This window comes from Kribbella sp. NPDC048837 (assembly GCF_055586945.1).
Genome location: NZ_JBVJHF010000006.1, coordinates 466779 through 486584, shown reverse-complemented (window position 1 = coordinate 486584; position 19806 = coordinate 466779). Strand labels below are relative to the sequence as shown.

The window sequence follows — 19806 nt, the reverse complement described above, 5'->3', positions numbered from 1 at the left end:
GTCGGTGGAATATGACGGATATCAGAGTGGCCGTGGCGGGGGAGCGGACCGACCTCGCCGACCTCCTGGCCGGGTTGGCGGATGAGGACTGGGACAAGCCGACGCTGTGCGCCGGCTGGCGGGTGCGGGAGCTGGTGGCGCACATCGTCATGCCGTACCGGTTGTCCACTCCCGCGTTCCTGCTCGGGATGGTGCGCGCCCGCGGACGCTTCGACCGCTTCGCCGACCGGCACGCCCGGAGCGAGGCAGCGGTGTTGTCACCCACCGAACTGACCGAGACCTTGCGGCAGAACATCAACCACCCGTGGAAGCCGCCGGGTGGTGGGTATCAGGGCGCGCTGTCCCACGACGTCATCCACGGCCTCGACCTGACCGTTGCCCTAGGCATCGACAGGCAGGTCCCGCCGGACCGCCTGCACCTGATCCTCGACGACATGAACCCGCGCCAACTCAAGTACTTCGGCGTCGACCTCACCGGCATCCAGCTCCGCGCCACCGACCTCGACTGGACCCACGGCAGCGGCGAGCCACTCACCGGCACCGCCCAGGACCTCCTCCTGGTCCTCTGCGGCCGCAACCTTCCGCCCAACCACCTCACCGGCCCATTCGCCGACCGATTCACCGCCGGAGTGACCCGATGATCATCTGTCTCCCGATCGAAGACCGTCAGCGCTCGTACGCGTTCTACCAGGAGGCGTTCGGCTTCGAACCGTTCGGTGAACCCGCGGACGACGGCGTACCCGAGCCCCTGCAGTTCGCCCTCGCCGACGGCGTCACCCTGATGCTGATCCCCACCGGCGGCTTCGGCTGGGTCCTCGGCGACCAGCCGCCCGCACCCCCCGGCACCAGCGAGTGCATCCTCAGCATCCAGGCCGACTCCGAAGCCGCCGTGGACGCCCTCACCGCCAAGGCCCTCGCGGCCGGAGCCCGGCAGGTGACGCCACCGACCCGCAAACCCTGGGCCTACCTGGCCACCTTCACCGACCCCGACGGCCACCTCTGGATGGTGCTGGTCACGGCTCCTTGAGTTCGAGGGCGTAGTCGGCGGTGGCGGTCCGGAGCAGTACGCGGTCGGAGTCGACGGCCACATTCGTGATCGGGTCATCGAGGTACAGCCCGGCGACCCGGGTGCCTGCGGTCAGGTCCCACACTGCGACGTTGCCGCCGGTCGAACCGGTGACGAGCACGGTCCGGCCGTTGAGCGGTCCGATCGCCACGCACTTGACCGCCGAGGCGTCGTCCGCCGGGTTCTTGATCCGGGTCCCGGTCGTGATCGCATAGACCCGCGCCTGTCCGCCGCACGCCGCCGCGACGACCGGCCCCTGGCCGGGAAGGTTGCCCAGGGCCACCGAGGTCGCGCGTTCCAGGGGCGGCTTGACGTACAGCAGCTCCCAGCCCATCTCGAGGACGTACTGCGGAAGCTCGACGAACGGTCCGGCGACGGCACGGGGACGCTCACCCGGCGCCAACGTCCGCTGGTCCCAGATCCACACCGCGCCGTCCACCGACCCGGTCGCGACGACCGGTACGCCGTCCAGCTCACCGGTCACCGCGACCGACTGCGGCCAGGTCTCGGGCCGGCGTACGTCGAGCGGCCGCTGGTGGGCCTCGTTCCGCGGCGGAGGGTCGCCGAGCCCGTCGGGAACCGGCACCGGTTCGAACCGCTCGAACCGCGTCGGCGCCGTGCCCGCACTGCTGGGCCGCGAGAGCGTGACGCCTTGGCGGTCCGCGTCGTACTCGATCTGCTGCAAGTGCACCAACGCGGTGTCGTCGTAGTCGGGCGCCAACGCGACGATCGCGCGTCCGCCGACCAGCCCGACCGCGATGGCCCGCGTGCGCTCGCCGGACGGCGACACCTGCTCCTGCGCGTGGCCCTCGGTGAACCAGAACAACCGGGTCTCGATCCCGGCGGCGACCACGAACGGCAGCCCGATCCAGGCCCCGGTCATCACGTCCAGCAGGCTGCCCGACTCGGATTCGACCGGATCGGTCCGCTGGATCTCGCGGCCGTCGGAGGGGTCGATCAGCAGGACGCGATGAGCCCGGGCCGGAGGGGGCTCGTCCTCCACCGCCAGGATCCGCAAAGCTCCGTCGTCCCCGACCCCGAAGCCACGAACGTTCAGGGTCGCGAGCGCGGGCCCGACCTCGATGGGTTCCAGCGTCACCGCGTCGACCAGCTTCAGCACCCGCTCGAAGGGGACGCCTGCGATAACCAGCCGTCCGTCGATCCGGCCGATCCCGAGGACATCGCCGAGGCCGATGGGCGCCGCGGCGAGCCGTTCCTTGCTGCGGGCATCCCACACCTCGAGGACGCCGTCGTACCCGGCCGTGGTCACGACGACAGGGCGCCCGTCGATGACCGACATAGCGACCGCGGTCGCCCGGTGCCCGAGCTCGATCGTGGACCGGGCGTCGGGTGCACCGGTCCGTGGATCCCACAGCTCGATCCGGGTGTCGACCGCGATGGCGACGACCGGGAGATCGTCGACGTGGCCGAAGCCGAGGCCCCGGATCTTTCCCGCCGTACCGTAGGTCGACTCGAGATCCGCTCGCCAGTCGAGGCTGCCTTCGACCATCCGCAGCCAGGGGGCGGTCGCGAGCCGGCCGACCGCGTCGCCCAGCTCGGTCATCGCGGCGCTGGGGTACTCCTTGAGCCGGGCGTGCAGCTGACCGGCGAGCTGGGCGGGATCGCGGCTGAGGGGGACCCGGCTCCGGCGCAGTGTCCGTTCCACGACGTCGATGGGCTGGAAGGTGGTCACCCACCGGATCGTCGAGTCGGGGTCGTCGCGGAACTGGTCCTGGTCGGTCACGGTCTTGGCCGCGGCGATCACCTCGGCGGTCTCATCGGCCCCCAGCAGCTCGACGGCGCGGCTCAGCCAGCCGGCGTCGGTCACCAGGTCGACGACGGCCGCGGACGCGGGTGCGATCCGGTCCGCGTCGGCGACCAGGTGTTCGGCGAGGTAGCGGACGGTGTAGAAGTTCGCGTCCGCCCATCCATTCGGAGTCGACCGGTGGCGCGCGGCCAGGGCTCCCGCGATCCGTCGATGGCCGGCGGCGTACGACGGCTGGGCGTGGAAGTGCTCGACGAAGGTCTGGTGGGCGAGCCGGTAGGTGCTCTGGCCCTGCTCCCCGTCGAGCATGATGTACGGCGCCGCCGCGACCAGCAGATGGTCGAGGTCGGCCTCGCCGGGCCGGCGGTCCGTGAACGCGCCGGCGGCCGTGGCCCAGATGTCGTCGGCCCGCGGAAGACCTCGGCCGCGGGCATGCGCGAGGGCCTCCAGCAGCGGGAGGAAGTTGCTATTGGCAACCGTCAGCCGGCGGACCGCGATCGCGAACAGGCCGCGGTGGTCCTGCTCGAGCAGCTCGGCCAGCTCGGGTTGTGCCGCGGCAGTGAGCAGCTCCGGACGGGCGAGGATCTCGTGCACGGCCAGCCGGGCGTAGAGGAAGTGCCGGTTGTGCGCGCCGACGCTCCGGGCGGCCGCGGCCGCGATGCCGGCCTCGATCGGGAGCGCGCTCAGCCGATGTTCGACGTACTTCGTCACCGCCTCGGCATCGAGGTCGATCGTCACGGTGGCGGTCGGGTCGAGCGCGTCGAGCAGGTTGGTGTCCTCCGGATCCGGGAGGTCGGGTCCCTCGTGCGTCGAACGCCGGGTGCCGACGAGGACCCGGCACCCGTGGACCTCGCCGAGCTGCCGCAGTACGGCGGCCGTCTCCAGCGGATCCTGGGCTTCGTCCAGGGCGTCGACCATCACCGTGCGGCCCTCGGCCGCGGTGTGCAACCCGTCGAGCGTTGCCGAGTCTGCTTGGAGATCGGCCGCCAGGCGGTGGATCACATCGGTGGTCGACAGTCCGGTGAGCAGGACCGCGGCGTCGAACACGTCGTCCGGCGGCTGCTCGTCGGCGGCCAGTCGCTCCACCCGGCCGCTGCGGATCAGTAGCTCCCGCAGCGACGGGTTCGTGTGGACGACGAGGTTGCCCAGTACGGCGGACTTGCCCGAGCCCGCCGGGCCGGTGACGGCGAGCAATCCGGAGCTCGTCGTACGCAGCCACTCGGCGATCTCACGACGTTCCCGGCCACGTCCCTCGAAGTACCAGGTCGGCTCGCCCAGCTCCGTCCCCTGCGCCTTGGGCACGAAGAAACTGCGCTGGTCGGCCGGCAGACCGGCGAGGAACGCCTCCAGCTCGACATAGACATCCTGTGGGGCGGTGACTCCCGCGCCGAGCAGCCGCGGTGGCCGGGTCAGCGGCCGGGCCCGTCCGAGCCCGACCCGGATCGACTGGCCGAACGCGAGCCGGTTCTCCAGCCGGCCGACCAGGTCGTCCACCCGGATGACCTCGTCGTTGGCGGCGTACGACGCGAGCGCCTCCTCGAGTGCCTTGGGCACCACCTTCAGGAAGCTCGAGCCGGTGCCGCCGCCACCGAGCAGCGCGAAATGCCCGGCCGGATTCGTCTTGGCCAGGATCTCGAACGCGAGCCGCTGGACGAACCGCTCGGCACCGCAGGCCTCGATCACGACCAGCGTCCACGCCTCGGGGTCCTCGCTCCGGCCGGCCCACTCGTCCGCCACGTGGTTCGCCAACTCCTGCGCGTGGTGGCCGGTGCCCTTCTTGTGCTGCGCGCTGTTGAACGACGCCAGCCAGGCATCCTCGGCATCCGACTCGCCATGGCCCACCCAGACCAGGACCGAGCTCCGCGGACCATCCCGAGCCGCCCAGGCGCCCAGCTCCCGCTGCACCCAGGCCGCGTCGCGTTGCCCGTCGGTCCAGTGGTGCAGGACTCCGCCGTACGGCGTGAGCAGGTCGGCGATCGCCTGCGCATCGTCGTCGGCCGCGATCGACGGGAATGGCCGCTGGACCTCGGTGCTGTAGGCAGCGATCGGGATGGGATAGATGGTGAACCCCGGCTCGGTCATTCGTCGGCCTCGTCCAGTACATAGTCCTCGGGCGCGACCGCCAGGACCTGTTCGGTGACGGCCGACGCGCCACCGCCCTTCACCTCGACCCGGTAGACCCCTGGCTCCCCGAGCACGATCGAAGCGGTCAGCACATCGTCGCGACGCTGCAGCGGCGGCACAGCGACCTGCCAGCGGGTGAAGGGGTCGACGACCCGGCACGACGTCCCGGTCGCGTCCGCACCGGTCACCGTGATGGTGAGCGGCTCGGCCGCGGAGACGACGTCGGGTACGTCGATCCCGATCTCCCCGAGTCCGAGCGGTGGTCCGGTGGTGTCGTTGGTCAATATGTCGCGCACATGCGCAATGGCGTCCTCGGTCGCCGCAACCGCGCCATGGGACTGCGAGAGGGTGCTGGGGGACAGGCCGAACCCGGCGGCGGACCGGCGGAACACAGTGCCGTCCCCGGCCAGATCCAGCCGCTTTTCGATCACTCCGGCCTGGTCGGTGATGCACGTGTGCATGAGGGGCGTCAGCACGCCATCGCGCACCGACAGACTCTGCATGGTCGGCTGCTCGACACCGACGAGCAACCGCAGACTGCCGGCCTCCCCTGCCATCAGTCGGTCGTGCCGCTCGAAGGACTCGCTTGCGAGCTCCCGGTCGCCCTCGAGACCCGCGATGTCGCCGGGCTCGAGCCGCCGGGCGGTCTCACCCTCGTCGACGCACCGGTAGAACGGCAGCAGGTCGTACAGCCCCGGCATCTGCCGGACCAGCTTGCGTAGCCGCTTGCGGGGGAGAGGTGCGCCGCGTCCCGAGCTCAGGATGTACGCCGCCTTCACGGCGCCGTAGTACGGCGTCCCGAGCGTGATCGTCGTACGTACGTCGGACGCGCCGCCGAGCACCTGCGTGAAGTACCGGGCGACCAGTCCGCCCATCGAGTGCGCGACCAGGACCACCTTCGCGTCCGCACTGCCCGCTGGGTGTGCGCGCCACTGGGACAGGTGCCGGTCGACCAGTCGGCCGAGTTCACCGGCGTTGTGCTCGACGGACAGCCGCCAGTCGTACGGGAATTCGCACAACGCATCCGGATGTGCGAGCACCCGTCCGACTCCGGTCAGCAACTTCGTGTAGGGCTCGAAGCCCTTCAGTACGGGCGCGAACGCCGGGAACCGCAGCAGTCCGGTGGCCTTGATCCGGCCGGTCCTGCCGGCCCGTTCGTCGTCCGTGACTGCCAGGCGTCTGAGCGCCGTACCCGTCGTCCACGCGCTCACCAACCAGCGCGCGTCGTCGAGACCCCACAGCACATCCCGGGACTCGACGTCGACCAGCGAACTCCCCATGATCCCCGGGATCACGACAACGGCATCCCGGGACACGGCCCCGCCCACGTCCATCCGAACCCACCCCCCGGCTTCAGTTTCGAACCGTGTCCGGGGAATTACCAGCCCGTGGCGGAGTGGCCGGCTCAGCGGCGGCGGAGGCGGGCGTGTTCGATCGCCGGCGGGGTGGCGTTGTAGTTGTCGGCCGGGTCCAGTTCGGTACCGGGCGGGACGATCTCGTCGATCCGGTCGAGAATGTCGGCGGACAGGCCGAGCTCGGCGGCGGGCAGCAGGCTGTCGAGTTGTTCCTGGGTTCGCGGGCCGATCAGGACCGACGTCACCGCCGGGTGCGCCCGGACGAACGCCGTGGCCAGCTGCGGCAGCGTCATCCCGGCTTCGCCGGCCAGTGCATTGAGCTTCGCCACTGCCGCGCTCTTCGCCTGACCGGTCGGGCTCGAGGGGTCGTAGCTTGACGGACGGGTCGACGCCCGGTGTGACGACTCCAGGTTCGCCCGGCCGGACAGCCAGCCGCCGTTCAGCGGACTGAAGGTGAGTACGCCGAGGTCGTACCGCTGCGCCACCGGGAAGACTGACGCCTCCGGCCGGCGGGTCAGGATCGAGTACATGCACTGCTCGGTCAGGAACCGGTGCGTGCCCCGGCGTTCCGCGGTCCACTGCGCCTCGACGATCGTCTCCGCCGGGAACATCGACGAACCGAACGCGCGGATCTTTCCTGCCTGCACCAGGTCCGACAGCGCGGACAACGTCTCTGCAGGATCGGTGTCGTGGTCCGGGCGATGCAGTTGGTACAGATCGAGGTGGTCGGTGCCGAGCCGGCGCAGGCTGTCCTCGACCGACCGGATGATCCACCGGCGGGACGCGCCACGCTGGTTCGGGTCCTCGCCCATCGGCAGGCCGAACTTGCTCGCCACGACGACGTCGTCGCGTCGCGTCCGGATCGCCGTACCGACGATCTCCTCGGACTCGCCGCGGGAGTACACGTCGGCCGTGTCGATCAGGTTGATGCCCGCGTCGAGGGCGCGGTGGATGATCCGGACGGAGTCCTCGTGGTCCGGGTTGCCCATCGCGCCGAACATCATCGCGCCGAGGGCGACGTCGCTGACCGAGATGCCGGTAGCGCCGAGGGTTCTGCGGTGCACGGTAGTGGTGCCTTTCTCGTGATTGCTCTGACCTCTCGATCAGAGCACCGCGGAGCCGTCGAGCGTGAGCGTGATGCTCGCGCCGGCTTGCGCGATCCTGCCGACTTGGTTCACTGGGGGAGTGGACCTCCTGGCCGAGCTCGGCGCTCTCATCACCCGGCACGCTGTCGGACAGCGCGGGCACAGCAGGCAGCTGATCGACGGACTGCAGGTCAGCAGGGTCGACGAACCGACCGGGCCGAACGCCGGAGTCGCGCAGCCCTCGGTCGCGATCGTTGCCTCGGGCGTCAAACGGACAGTGCTCAACGGTGTGGCCTACGAGTACCGCGCGGGGCAGTTCCTCGTCACCTCGCTGGACCTTCCGGTGATCGGCCAGGCGCTGAAGGCGAGCCGGGACGAGCCGTTCGCCGTGGTCAGCCTGCGACTCGACCCGGTCGAGATCGCGCCACTATTGCTCGAGACACCGGCCCTGCCGGCCCAGTACGGCGGTCTTGTGGTCAGCGATGCGACACCCGAGTTGCTCGATCCCGTCGTACGACTGCTGCGGATCGTCGACCGGCCCGGCGACGTCCGCGTACTGGCGCCGGGGATCCGGCGGGAGATCCTGTGGCGGTTGCTGACCGGTGAACAGGGCGCGCTGGTTCGTCAGATCGGACTGGCCGATGGCATGCTCGCCCACATCTCAGAAGCGATCCGCTGGATCCGCCGGCACCACAGCGAACCGATCCGGGTGGCCGACCTGGCCGAGCTGGCCGGCATGAGCCCGTCGACCTTCCACCGCCACTTCCGCGCGGCGACCTCGATGACGCCGATCCAGTTCCAGAAACAGATCCGCCTCCAGGAGGCCAGAGTCCTCCTCCGCACCCAGTCCACCACCGCAGCCGAAGTCGGCTACCAGGTCGGCTACACCAGCCCCGCCCACTTCACCCGCACCTACCACCAAGCCTTCGGCCGAACCCCCGGCGAAGACCGAACAGATCTCACCTCTCCGCTGGTGGAAGAGGGGCCCTGACGGGACAAAAGGCCCGGGGCTGGCCCGAGCCTTGCTGATGCGCCCCCGGCAGGATTCGAACCTGCGCACCCGCCTCCGGAGGGCGGTGCTCTATCCCCTGAGCTACGGGGGCTCAGGAACGTGCAGAACAGTAGCAGGAAGTCAGGGCATTCCCCGAATCGGGTGGGTCACCGATGGGAGCGCCGGGGGCACCCTGAGGTGACCCTGGAAGAGCGGTGCGGCGGGATCGACTTTCGGTGACACGGCGTCATAGTGGATGTAAGCCCAACAGCTGAAAGGAAATCGGTATCCATGGCTACCACTCTGGTCCGCCCGTCCAACGGTCGCTGGATCGGCGGTGTCTGCGCCGGACTGGCCCGCCGGTTCGGCATCTCGGCGAACACGATGCGTCTGATCTTCGTGGTCAGCTGCCTGCTGCCCGGTCCGCAGTTCCTGATCTACATCGTGCTCTGGGTGCTGATGCCCTCGGAGGACTGACCCTCCGGCAGCCCGTCCGCGCCCGCATGGCAACCTGGCTCTCCATGAGAGCAGGCAGGGGGCGCCGGGCGGGCGTGACGGCAGCCGCCCTGCTCCTCATGAGCACCGTGACGGGCGGCTGCCAGGTAGGTCCCGCGCCGCCCGCACCGGCCGAGCTCCGCACCGGCCCGCCACCCTGGGACGCACCCCGCGACGCGGTCTCGTACATCGACAAGGCCGGGTTCGAACGGCTCCCGCTCGACTTCTCCGGCCCCTCGCCGTACACCGTGACACTGAAAGTCACCGTCGACGGCAGACCGGTCCAGGTCCCGGCCGGTGTCGGCATCGACCGCCTGCGCGCCGAGCAGGCCGCCATCCACACCCACACCACCGACGGCCTGATCTACGTCGAGGCCAAAACCACCTCCGAACAGCCCACCCTGGCCCAGTTCTTCACCCTCTGGGGCCTCAAGTACGACGCCGACTGCCTGGCCGACGCCTGCAAGTCCCTCACCGTCACCGTCAACGGCCGGCCTGCCCCCTGGAACACCCCGCTGACCCGCAACGCCCACATCACGGTGAGTGCCCGGACCTGAGCCCGTACCGGGCTGTGGATGCTGAGTCAAGGGTTTCGGGCGAGGGCCATTAGGCTGAGGCGGTGACTCCGGAACAGCTCGCTGAGAAGATCCTGCAGGCCCTGGCCGCGCTCGCCGACGACGGCGCCATCACCGTCGAGGGCGGGCTGCCGCGCGAGCTGAAGGTCGAGCGACCCAAGAACCCCGAGCACGGGGACTACGCCACGAACGTCGCCATGCAGCTCGGCAAGCGCGCCGGGATGAACCCGCGCCAGTTCGCCGAGCTGCTGGCCGCCAAGCTGGCCGGTGACGACGCGATCACCGCGGTCGAGATCGCCGGCCCCGGCTTCATCAACCTCCGGGTCGCCGCCGACGCCCAGGGCAAGGTCGCCCAGGCGATCCTGGACGCCGGAGTGCGCTACGGCACGACTGACAGCCTGCACGGCCAGACGGTGAACCTCGAGTTCATCTCGGCCAACCCGACCGGCCCGCTGCATCTCGGCCACACCCGCTGGGCCGCGGTCGGCGACGCCCTCGCCCGGGTCCTCGCCGCGGCCGGTGCCAAGGTCACCCGCGAGTTCTACATCAACGACCGCGGCGCCCAGATGGAGAAGTTCGGCGCCAGCCTGCAGGCCGCGGCGAACGGTCAGCCGATCCCCGAGGACGGCTACCACGGGGAGTACATCCTCGACCTCGCCAAGCAGATCGTCGCCGAGGTCCCCGGCATCACCGACCTGCCGGAGGCCGAGCAACTGGTCGCCTTCCGCGAGGCGGGGTACGAGCGTCAGCTCAAGGAGCAGCAGGCTCAGCTCGAGCACTTCCGGACCAACTTCGACGTGTGGTTCTCCGAGCGCAGCCTGACCGAGCAGGACGGTGTCGGCCACGCGATCGAGAAGCTCCGCCAGCAGGGCCATCTGTACGACGCCGACGACGCGCTGTGGATGCGGACGACGGACTTCACCGACGACAAGGACCGGGTCCTGATCCGCTCCAACGGCGAGCCGACGTACTTCGCCTCCGACGCGGCCTACTACGTGAACAAGCGCGAACGCGGCTTCGACGTCTGTATCTACCTGCTCGGCGCCGACCACCACGGGTACGTGAACCGGCTGAAGGCGATCGCGGCCTGCGCCGGTGACGACCCCGAGCACAACATCGAGGTCCTGATCGGCCAGCTGGTGAAGATCCTCAAGGGCGGCGAGGAGATGCGGCTGTCCAAGCGGGCCGGCACCATCGTCACACTGGCCGAGCTGGTCGAGGAGGGCGGCGTCGACCCGCTCCGCTACACGCTCTCCCGCTTCCCGGTCGACTCCCCGCTGACGCTGGACATCGAGGAGATGACCCGGCAGGCCAGTGACAACCCGGTCTACTACGTGCAGTACGCGCACGCCCGGCTGGCGTCGATCCTGCGCAACGCCGACGAGCTCGGCATCAAACTGGACGAGTTCGACCCGGGTCTGCTGAGCCACGAGCGCGAGGGCGACCTGCTCCGCGCGCTGGCCGAGTTCCCGCGCGTCGTCGCGACCGCCGCCGAGCTCCGTGAGCCGCACCGGATCGCCCGCTACCTGGAGGACACCGCGGCGGCGTTCCACAAGTTCTACGACAGCTGCCGCGTGCTACCGCGCGGCGACGAGGAGGTGGAGCCGGTGCACAAGGCTCGCCTGACCCTGGTCTCGGCGACCAGGACCGTGCTCGCCAACGGGCTGGACCTGCTCGGCGTCTCCGCACCGGAGCGGATGTGAGGGCGCACGAGGCGGGCGCGCTGCACGCCGACATCGGCCACAAGGCCCCGCCGTGGCTGCGCGCGCCGCGGGACCCCAACGACCTGGTCACCTCCCTCTGGTCGAACACCGCGAAGAAGAACGGCGAAGGCGCGCTCGAGGTCGGCGGCGTCGACCTGCGGGACCTGGTCGCCGAGCACGGCAGCCCGGCGTACGTGCTGGACGAGGACGACTTCCGCGCCCGGGCCCGCGCGTTCAAGCACGCCTTCAAGGACTTCGACGTCTACTACGCCGGCAAGGCCTTCCTCTGTACGACGATCGTCCGCTGGGTGATGGAAGAGGGCCTGAACCTGGACATCTGCAGCGGTGGAGAGCTGGCCGTCGCGCTCCGGGCCGGCGCGGACCCGAAGCGATTGGGGTTCCACGGCAACAACAAGTCCGAGCGGGAGCTCGCCCGCGCGCTGGACGCGGGGGTCGGCCGGATCATCGTCGACTCCCAGCACGAGATCACCCGGCTGATCGAGCTGGCCGGTGAGCGCGACGTGGTCGCCCCGGTGATGATCCGGGTCACCGCCGGCGTCGAGGCGCACACCCACGAGTACATCGCGACCGCGCACGAGGATCAGAAGTTCGGCTTCTCGATCACCTCCGGTGCCGCCTTCGAAGCCGTTGCCCGAGTCAACGAAGCGCCGGAGCTGGAGCTGCTCGGCCTGCACTCGCACATCGGCTCGCAGATCTTCGACTCGTCCGGGTTCGAGGTCGCCGCGAAGCGCGTGATCGCCTTGCACGCAAGGGTTTCCGAGGAGCTCGGCGTGGACATGCCGGAGCTCGACCTCGGCGGTGGCTTCGGGATCGCGTACACCACCCAGGACGACCCGTCCGACCCCGCGCAGCTGGCCACCGAGATGGGCAAGATCGTCGAGCACGAGTGCCGGGCCTTCCAGGTCGACGTGCCGAAGGTGTCGATCGAGCCGGGTCGCGCGATCGTCGGTCCGGCCGTCTGCACGGTCTACTCGGTCGGCACGGTCAAGGAGGTCGAGCTCGATGCCGGCGCCGCGCGGACCTATGTCTCCGTCGACGGCGGGATGAGCGACAACATCCGCGCCGCGCTGTACGACGCCGACTATTCGTGCACGCTCGCCAACCGGTACTCCGAGACCGCGCCGACGCTGGCCCGGGTGGTCGGCAAGCACTGCGAGGCCGGGGACATCGTCGTGAAGGACGAGTTCCTCCCGGCGGACGTGCAGCCCGGCGACCTGATCGCCGTCCCCGGGACCGGCGCGTACTGCCGGTCGATGGCGAGCAACTACAACCACGTGCCGCGGCCACCGGTGATCGCGGTCAAGGACGGTCGAACGCGGATCGTCGTACGCCGTGAGACCGAAGCGGACCTGCTGGCACTGGACATGGGAGTCGAGGAGTGAACGACAAACCCCTGAAGGTAGGCCTGCTCGGTTGTGGCGTGGTCGGCACCGAAGTGGTGCGGATCCTGACCGAGCAGGCTGACCACCTCGCCGCCCGCGTCGGAGCCCGGCTGGAGATCGCCGGCATCGCCGTCCGGCGGGCCGGGCGCGAGCGCGACATCGCCGTCGACCCCTCGCTGGTCACGACCGACGCGCAGGCGCTCGTCTCCCGCGGTGACCTGGACCTGGTCATCGAGGTGATCGGTGGACTGGAGCCGGCCCGCAGCCTGATCCTGTCCGCGCTCGAGCACGGCGCGTCCGTCGTCACGGCGAACAAGGCCCTGCTGGCCGAGGACGGCCCGACGCTGTTCGCGGCCGCGGAGAAGTACGAGCGCGACCTCTACTTCGAGGCCGCCGTGGCCGGCGCGATCCCGATCCTCCGGCCGCTGCGCGAGTCGCTGGCCGGTGACGACGTGACCCGGGTGATGGGCATCGTCAACGGCACCACGAACTACATCCTGGACAAGATGGACAGCACCGGCGCCGGCTTCGACGAGGCGCTGGAGGAGGCCCAGGCGCTGGGGTACGCCGAGGCCGACCCGACCGCGGACATCGAGGGGTTCGACGCGGCCGCGAAGGCGGCCCTGCTGGCGAGTTTGGCCTTCCACACCAGGGTTTCCATCGCCGACGTGCACCGCGAGGGCATCACCGAGGTGAGTGCGACCGACATCGCCTCGGCCCGGGAGATGGGCTGCGTGGTGAAGTCGCTGGCGATCTGCGAGCTGGACGAGGCCACCGACTCGGTCAGCGCCCGGGTGTACCCGGCGATGATCCCGGCCACGCACCCGTTGGCCAGTGTTCGGGACGCGTACAACGCCGTGTTCGTGGAAAGCAAAGCGGCCGGCCAGCTGATGTTCTATGGTCGTGGTGCCGGCGGCGCCCCGACGGCCAGTGCCGTCCTCGGGGATCTCGTGTCCGCCGCACGCAACCGGCTCAAGGGAGTGCCGGGGGTCGGCGAGTCGTCGTACACCCAGCGAGCCGTGCGGCCGATGGGTGACGCGGTGACCCGCTACCACGTGTCGCTGGACGTGGCCGACAAGGCCGGTGTGCTGGCGGCGGTGGCCCACGCGTTCGCCGAGCACGACGTGTCGATCCAGACCGTCCGCCAGGAGGGCCGGGGCAGTGACGCGCAGCTGGTGGTGGTCACCCACACCGCGACCGACGCCGCGTTGTCCGCGACCGTGGAGGCCCTGCGCGACATGGACATCGTTCGGGAAGTCAGCAGTGTGATGCGGGTGGAAGGCGAGTAACTCAATGGCTCACCAGTGGCAAGGCGTGATCGAGGAATACAGAGACCGGCTCCCCGTCTCGGCGGACACGCCGGTGGTCACGCTCGGCGAGGGCGGGACGCCGCTGGTGGCCGCGCAATGGCTCAGCGAGCAGACCGGGTGCGAGGTCTGGCTCAAGGTCGAGGGCAACAACCCGACCGGCTCGTTCAAGGACCGCGGGATGACGGTGGCGATCTCGCTCGCCGCGCAGGCCGGTGACAAGGCGGTCGTCTGCGCCTCCACCGGCAACACGTCCGCGTCGGCCGCGGCGTACGCCGTCCGCGCCGGACTGATCCCGCTCGTGCTGATCCCGGCCGGCCGGATCGCGAAGGGCAAGCTGGCCCAGGCCGTCGTGCACGGTGCCAAGCTGGTCTCGATCGACGGCGGCTTCGACGACTGCCTGCGGATCGTCCGCGAGCTCGGCAAGAACTATCCGGTCGCCCTGGTGAACTCGGTCAACCCGGTCCGTCTCGAGGGCCAGAAAACCGCCGCCTTCGAGGTGTGCGACGCGCTCGGCGACGCCCCCGATCTGCATCTGCTCCCGGTCGGCAACGCGGGCAACATCGCGGCCTACTGGAAGGGGTACCAGGAGTACGCGAAGGACAAGCTGGCCTCGAAAACCCCGCAGATGTGGGGATTCCAGGCCGAGGGCGCGGCGCCGATCGTGCGCGGCGCGATCGTCGAGAAGCCGGACACGGCCGCGACCGCGATCCGGGTCGGCAACCCGGCGTCCTGGACCCTGGCCGAGGCCGCCCGGGACGAGTCCGGCGGCCGGATCGAGGCGGTCACGGACGATCAGATCCTGACCGCGCAGGGCGAGCTCGCCGCGCGCGAAGGCGTGTTCGTCGAGCCGGCGTCGGCGGCCGGTGTGGCCGGGCTGCTGCACGCGAAGGCGCAGGGCCGGCTGCCGGGTGGCTCGACCATCGTGATCACCGTCACAGGCCATGGCCTGAAGGACATCGACACCGCGCTCGACCACGCCAAGGTGAACGAGTCCCCGGTCACCCCGGCCGACACCGACGCCGTCGCCCGCGTCGCCGGCCTGGCCTGAGGGGCAGCAGGTGGAGACGAGCGACCGCCGCCCCTGCGACCAGGTGCGGGTCCGCGTCCCCGCCACCAGCGCCAACCTCGGCCCGGGCTTCGACGCGTTCGGCCTCGCCCTCACCCTGTACGACGAACTCATCGTGACGCCCGGTGGATCCGGGGTCCGGGTCGAGGTCGTCGGTCCCGGCGAGGGCGAGGTGCCGCTGGACGAGTCCCACCTGGTGGTGCGGTCGATCCAGGCCGGACTGACCGCGCTCGGTGCCGACGTACCGGGCTACTCGCTGCTGTGTGAGAACCGCGTTCCGCACGGGCGTGGGCTCGGGTCGTCGTCGGCCGCGATCGTCGGCGGTCTCGCGGCGGCGTACGGGCTGGTCGGCGTACCGCTCGACCGGGATCGGATCGTCGAGCTGGCGACCGAGATCGAGGGACATCCCGACAACGTCGCGGCGTGTGCGCTCGGTGGGTTCACGATCGCGTGGACGGAGAGTGGCAGCGGCAAGGCGATCCGGCTCGATCCGGCGGAGCCGCTGGTCGCGGTGGTCTACGTACCAGACAACCGGGTGCTGACGAAACAGGCGCGCGGCCTGCTGCCGAACGCCGTACCGCATGCGGACGCGGCGGCGAACGCCGGTCGTGCCGCCTTGCTCGTCGCGGCCCTGACCGGGCGGCCGGAGCTGCTGATGACCGCCACCGACGACCGGTTGCACCAGGACTATCGCGAGCCCGCGATGCCGGAGACCCTTGCTCTCGTGCACAAGCTCCGGGGCAGCGGTCTGCCGGCCGTCGTGAGCGGCGCCGGTCCGACCGTGCTCGTGCTGGGCGGCCCAGTGAAGACCCGTCCGGCGCCACCGGACGGCTGGACGCGGTACGAGCTGGCGATCGATCCAGTCGGCGTACAGGTCTGGTCCCTGGAAGCCGGGTGAGTCGGGGAATGATCCGGAACTGACACGCGTTGTACCCCTCGAGTCAGCAGAACGACCCGTAGGGGTGCTAGTCTCGACTCACCCGATCCCCTCCAGGTGATCGGTGAACTCTCGTCACGATCCGGGCTGTGCTCCCGGCACCCTGTGTTGTGTGGCGACTCTCCTGTGGATTTGACCTTGCGCCGCCTGCGTAGGAGATGTCCGGGGAGACTCAGATCGAGCGAGAGCCTCTTGTACCCGCGTCGCCGTTTCGTCGGTCGTGGGTGATGAATTTGATCGATGTGCCCTCTGGGACATCGATGATCCGTGTGGGAAGGACCTCACGTGACAGAAACTGTTGAAGCCTCCAGCGGAGCCGGTACGACGCCGGCCCCGGGAACCGACGCCGCGGCCACCACCGCGACGCGTCGCCGGAAGGCCGGAGGCGGCCTCGAGGGCATGCTGCTCCCCGAGCTCAAGCAGCTCGCCGGGACGCTCGGCATCAAGGGCACCGGCGCGCTGCGCAAGGGCCAGCTGATCGAGGCGATCAAGGCCGCCCAGGCGGGCGGCTCCCCGGGCACCGCCCGGGCGAAGGCGACCCAGCCGACGCTGGACGAAGGCGCCGGCGAGGCGCCCGCGGCCAAGGCCGCGCCGGCCAAGCGTGAGGGCGGCAGCCGCCGGACCCGCGCCGCGGCCGAGAAGGACGCCACCGCCGGTCAGAACGGCGCGGCCCCCGAGGCCGTCGCCGTCGTCGAGGCACCGGCCACCGCGTCCCAGAACGGGACCGCCACCGTCACCGCCGCCCAGAACGGCACCGCCACCGCCGAGCCGAAGCTCGAGCAGGGCGCGGAGAACCGCGGCGACGACCGCGACAGCAACCGCGGCCGGGACAACCGCGACGGCAGCCAGAATCGCGACCGCAACCGTGACAACGCCCGCGAGAACCAGGGCCGCGAGGGTCAGGCCCGCGACAACCGCGACGGCAGCCAGAACCGCGACCGCAACCGCGAGAACCAGCGGGACAACCAGCGCGACGGCCAGGGCCGCGACCAGCAGGGTCGTGACCAGCAGGGCCGCGACGGTAACCGCGACAACCGCGGCGACCAGCGGAACCGGCAGGACCAGAACGACCGCGGCGAGGAGGGCGACGGCCGTCGCCGGCGCCGCCGGGGCCGTGACCGGGACCGCAACAGCCGCGACGGCAGCCAGCCCGGCCGCGACACCAGCCGGAACCGGGGCCGCGGCGAGCGGTTCGACCCGGAGCCGACGATCAGCGAGGACGACGTCCTCGTCCCCGCGGCCGGCATCCTCGACGTCCTCGACAACTACGCGTTCGTCCGGACCAGCGGCTACCTGCCCGGCCCGAACGACGTGTACGTCGCCCTCTCGATGGTGAAGCGGTACGGCCTGCGCAAGGGTGACGCGATCACCGGTGCGGTCAAGCAGCCGCAGGAGGGTGAACGCAAGGAGAAGTTCAACCCGCTGGTCCGGATCGACACCGTCAACGGTGCGGACCCGGAGATCGCCAAGCAGCGGCAGGACTTCAACAAGCTGACCCCGCTGTACGCGACCGAGCGGCTGCGGCTGGAGACCGAGCCCGGGGTGCTCACCACCCGGATCGTCGACATCGTCAGCCCGATCGGCAAGGGCCAGCGCGGCCTGATCGTCTCCCCGCCGAAGGCCGGTAAGACGATGGTGCTGCAGGCGCTGGCGAACGCGATCACCACGAACAACCCCGAAGTACACCTGATGGTCGTGCTGGTGGACGAGCGGCCCGAAGAGGTCACCGACATGCAGCGCACCGTCAAGGGCGAGGTCATCGCCTCGACCTTCGACCGCCCGGCCGACGACCACACCACGGTCGCCGAACTGGCGATCGAGCGGGCCAAGCGGCTGGTCGAGCTCGGCCATGACGTGGTCGTCCTGCTCGACTCGATCACTCGGCTCGGCCGCGCGTACAACATCGCGGCGCCGGCCAGCGGCCGGATCCTGTCCGGTGGTGTCGACTCGTCCGCGCTGTACCCGCCGAAGCGGTTCTTCGGCGCGGCCCGCAACATCGAGGACGGCGGTTCGCTGACCATCCTGGCCACCGCGCTGATCGAGACCGGCTCGAAGATGGACGAGGTGATCTTCGAGGAGTTCAAGGGCACCGGCAACATGGAGCTGCGGCTGCGCCGCGAGTTCGCCGACCGGCGCATCTTCCCGGCCATCGACGTCGTCGCCTCCGGCACCCGCCGCGAGGAGCTGCTGATGTCGAAGGACGAGACCGGCGTGGTCTGGAAGCTCCGCCGGGTGCTGAGCGCCCTCGACGGCCAGGCGGCGCTGGAGCTCCTGATCGGCAAGCTCAAGGAGAGCAAGTCGAACATCGAGTTCCTGCTCCAGGTCAACAAGACCACCCCGTCCGCGGGCGGCCGCAGCACCGACGACGGCAACTGAGAAGCACTCGATTACCAGTTTGCCGCCCTCGGGTGGCAAACTGGTCTGTCGGTTCCGGTTCACGCTCGCGCCCGCGGGCGACCCGGGGCACCTGAACCTAGGAGATCCTTTGAAGAGCGACATCCACCCGACGTACGTCGACACCACGGTGACCTGCACCTGTGGCGCCACGTTCCAGACGCGCTCCACCGCGGAGAACGGCGTGATCCACGCCGACGTCTGCTCGCAGTGCCACCCCTTCTACACCGGCAAGCAGAAGATTCTCGACACCGGTGGCCGGGTGGCCCGCTTCGAGAAGCGGTACGCCAAGAAGTAGCTTTCGCACCGCGCGCCGGTTCCGCATGTCATTGCGGGACCGGCGCGCGGTTTGTGTTGTCAGACAGGTCCGAAGGGAGGAGTGCGGAGATGTTCGAGGCAGTTCAGACGCTCAAGGCCGAGTACGCCGAGCTGGAGCGGCAGATGGCGGATCCGGAGCTGCACTCCGACCAGGCCAACGCCCGCCGGGTCGGCAAGCGGTACGCCGGGCTCGCTCCGGTGGTGCGCACGTACGACGAATGGCTGCAGACCGGGGACGACATCGAGGCCGCCCGTGAGCTGGCCGCCGAGGACCCGGCCTTCGCGGAGGAGGCGACCAAGCTGATCGCCCGCCGCGAGGAACTCGCCGAGAAGCTCCAGGTGCTGCTCGTCCCGCGCGACCCGAGCGACGACAAGGACGCGATCCTCGAGGTCAAGGCCGGTGAGGGCGGCGACGAGTCGGCCCTGTTCGCCGGCGACCTGCTGAAGATGTACCTGAAGTACGCCGAGTCGCAGAACTGGAAGACCGAGGTCCTCGACTCCGCCGAGTCCGACCTGGGCGGGTACAAGTCGATCACGGTCGCGGTGAAGGCGAAAGGTACGCCGGAGCCGGGTGACGCGCCGTACGCGAAGCTGAAGTTCGAGGGCGGCGTGCACCGGGTCCAGCGGGTGCCGGTGACCGAGTCGCAGGGCCGGATCCACACGTCGGCGGCCGGCGTACTCGTGCTGCCGGAAGCCGAGGACGTGGACGTCGAGATCGACCAGAACGACCTGCGCATCGACGTGTTCCGGTCGTCCGGGCCGGGTGGGCAGAGCGTGAACACGACCGACTCCGCCGTACGGATCACCCACCTGCCGACCGGCATCGTGGTGTCGATGCAGAACGAGAAGTCCCAGCTGCAGAACCGCGAGCAGGCCATGCGCGTCCTGCGGTCCCGGCTGCTCGCGGCCGCGCAGGAGGCCGCCGACCAGGAGGCCTCGGACGCCCGGCGCTCGCAGATCCGGACCGTGGACCGGTCCGAGCGGATCCGCACGTACAACTTCCCGGAGAACCGCTTCTCCGACCACCGCGTCGGCTACAAGGCCCACAACCTCGACCAGGTCCTCGGCGGCGACCTGGCCCCGGTCATCCAGGCCCTGACCGAAGCCGACCTGGCCGCCCGCCTCGAGGCCGTCGAGAGCCAGTGAACACGAAAGACACCCGCCCCCTCGCTTCGCTCGGGGGCGGGGGAGTGGATGGAGCCCGGCCTCTCCAGGGAGC

16 protein-coding genes and 1 tRNA gene are annotated in these 19806 nt (G+C 70.2%); 13 read left to right on the top strand and 4 right to left on the bottom strand.

Translation table 11 applies throughout. From position 1 onward, the window contains the following. Nucleotides 1-11 precede the first annotated feature (11 nt). Both ACZ6O0_RS28840 and ACZ6O0_RS28835 read left to right on the top strand, forming a co-directional pair. On the top strand, nucleotides 12-641 hold the full coding sequence (locus ACZ6O0_RS28840) for a maleylpyruvate isomerase family mycothiol-dependent enzyme (RefSeq protein WP_465768124.1): 630 nt from the start codon (nucleotides 12-14) through the stop codon (nucleotides 639-641). Then, a complete protein-coding gene (locus tag ACZ6O0_RS28835; protein WP_465768123.1) occupies nucleotides 638-1027 on the top strand; it encodes a VOC family protein in 390 nt (129 codons plus the stop codon). Before ACZ6O0_RS28840 ends, ACZ6O0_RS28835 begins: the two co-directional genes overlap by 4 nt. On the opposite strand, the gene ACZ6O0_RS28830 is transcribed toward ACZ6O0_RS28835, so the two are convergent. The 3 genes from ACZ6O0_RS28830 to ACZ6O0_RS28820 all read right to left on the bottom strand — a co-directional run bounded on the left by ACZ6O0_RS28830 (nucleotide 1014) and on the right by ACZ6O0_RS28820 (nucleotide 7374). Next, nucleotides 1014-4913: a hypothetical protein gene (locus ACZ6O0_RS28830; RefSeq protein ID WP_465768122.1), complete on the bottom strand. Its 3900-nt coding sequence runs from the start codon at nucleotides 4911-4913 to the stop codon at nucleotides 1014-1016. The two genes, ACZ6O0_RS28835 and ACZ6O0_RS28830, sit on opposite strands and share 14 nt — an antisense overlap. Next, complete coding sequence (locus ACZ6O0_RS28825) at nucleotides 4910-6289, bottom strand: esterase/lipase family protein (protein ID WP_465768121.1); 1380 nt, start codon at nucleotides 6287-6289, stop codon at nucleotides 4910-4912. The genes ACZ6O0_RS28830 and ACZ6O0_RS28825 overlap by 4 nt, the downstream gene beginning before the upstream one ends. A 71-nt stretch (nucleotides 6290-6360) precedes the next feature. Further along, a complete protein-coding gene (locus ACZ6O0_RS28820; RefSeq protein WP_465768120.1) occupies nucleotides 6361-7374 on the bottom strand; it encodes an aldo/keto reductase in 1014 nt (337 codons plus the stop codon). Nucleotides 7375-7495: 121 nt separating this feature from the next. On the opposite strand from ACZ6O0_RS28820, the gene ACZ6O0_RS28815 reads away from it, so the two are divergent. Then, on the top strand, nucleotides 7496-8386 hold the full coding sequence (locus ACZ6O0_RS28815; protein ID WP_465768119.1) for an AraC family transcriptional regulator: 891 nt from the start codon (nucleotides 7496-7498) through the stop codon (nucleotides 8384-8386). 40 nt (nucleotides 8387-8426) lie between these two features. Here the strand turns inward: ACZ6O0_RS28815 and ACZ6O0_RS28810 are convergent. Further along, nucleotides 8427-8498: transfer RNA gene (locus ACZ6O0_RS28810), tRNA-Arg, on the bottom strand. Between the two features lie 179 nt (nucleotides 8499-8677). On the opposite strand from ACZ6O0_RS28810, the gene ACZ6O0_RS28805 reads away from it, so the two are divergent. From ACZ6O0_RS28805 to prfA, 10 genes are all read left to right on the top strand, one after another. Then, nucleotides 8678-8863 carry a PspC domain-containing protein gene (locus ACZ6O0_RS28805; RefSeq protein ID WP_329480215.1) on the top strand — a complete coding sequence of 62 codons (186 nt, stop codon included), beginning with the start codon at nucleotides 8678-8680 and terminating at the stop codon, nucleotides 8861-8863. 98 nt (nucleotides 8864-8961) lie between these two features. Continuing rightward, a complete protein-coding gene (locus ACZ6O0_RS28800; RefSeq protein ID WP_465768118.1) occupies nucleotides 8962-9438 on the top strand; it encodes a hypothetical protein in 477 nt (158 codons plus the stop codon). A 62-nt stretch (nucleotides 9439-9500) separates the two neighbouring features. Further along, entirely contained in the window at nucleotides 9501-11159 is a 1659-nt protein-coding gene (argS, locus tag ACZ6O0_RS28795; protein WP_465768116.1) for an arginine--tRNA ligase, read from the top strand. Further along, nucleotides 11156-12562 (top strand): diaminopimelate decarboxylase, encoded by a 1407-nt coding sequence (gene lysA, locus ACZ6O0_RS28790; protein ID WP_465768115.1) that lies wholly within the window; start codon nucleotides 11156-11158, stop codon nucleotides 12560-12562. The genes argS and lysA overlap by 4 nt, the downstream gene beginning before the upstream one ends. Then, entirely contained in the window at nucleotides 12559-13851 is a 1293-nt protein-coding gene (locus ACZ6O0_RS28785) for a homoserine dehydrogenase (protein ID WP_465768114.1), read from the top strand. The genes lysA and ACZ6O0_RS28785 overlap by 4 nt, the downstream gene beginning before the upstream one ends. Before the next feature lie 4 nt (nucleotides 13852-13855). Further along, entirely contained in the window at nucleotides 13856-14920 is a 1065-nt protein-coding gene (gene thrC, locus ACZ6O0_RS28780) for a threonine synthase (RefSeq protein WP_465768113.1), read from the top strand. Nucleotides 14921-14930: 10 nt separating this feature from the next. Then, complete coding sequence (gene thrB, locus ACZ6O0_RS28775; RefSeq protein ID WP_465768112.1) at nucleotides 14931-15836, top strand: homoserine kinase; 906 nt, start codon at nucleotides 14931-14933, stop codon at nucleotides 15834-15836. Nucleotides 15837-16160: 324 nt separating this feature from the next. Then, the gene (rho, locus tag ACZ6O0_RS28770) at nucleotides 16161-18251 is read left to right on the top strand and encodes a transcription termination factor Rho (protein ID WP_465768111.1); all 2091 of its coding nucleotides are present in this window, start codon (nucleotides 16161-16163) and stop codon (nucleotides 18249-18251) included. A 109-nt stretch (nucleotides 18252-18360) separates the two neighbouring features. Further along, complete coding sequence (gene rpmE / locus ACZ6O0_RS28765; RefSeq protein WP_145813862.1) at nucleotides 18361-18567, top strand: 50S ribosomal protein L31; 207 nt, start codon at nucleotides 18361-18363, stop codon at nucleotides 18565-18567. Between the two features lie 89 nt (nucleotides 18568-18656). Then, complete coding sequence (gene prfA / locus ACZ6O0_RS28760) at nucleotides 18657-19733, top strand: peptide chain release factor 1 (protein ID WP_465768110.1); 1077 nt, start codon at nucleotides 18657-18659, stop codon at nucleotides 19731-19733. The last annotated feature ends 73 nt before the right edge of the window (nucleotides 19734-19806 follow it).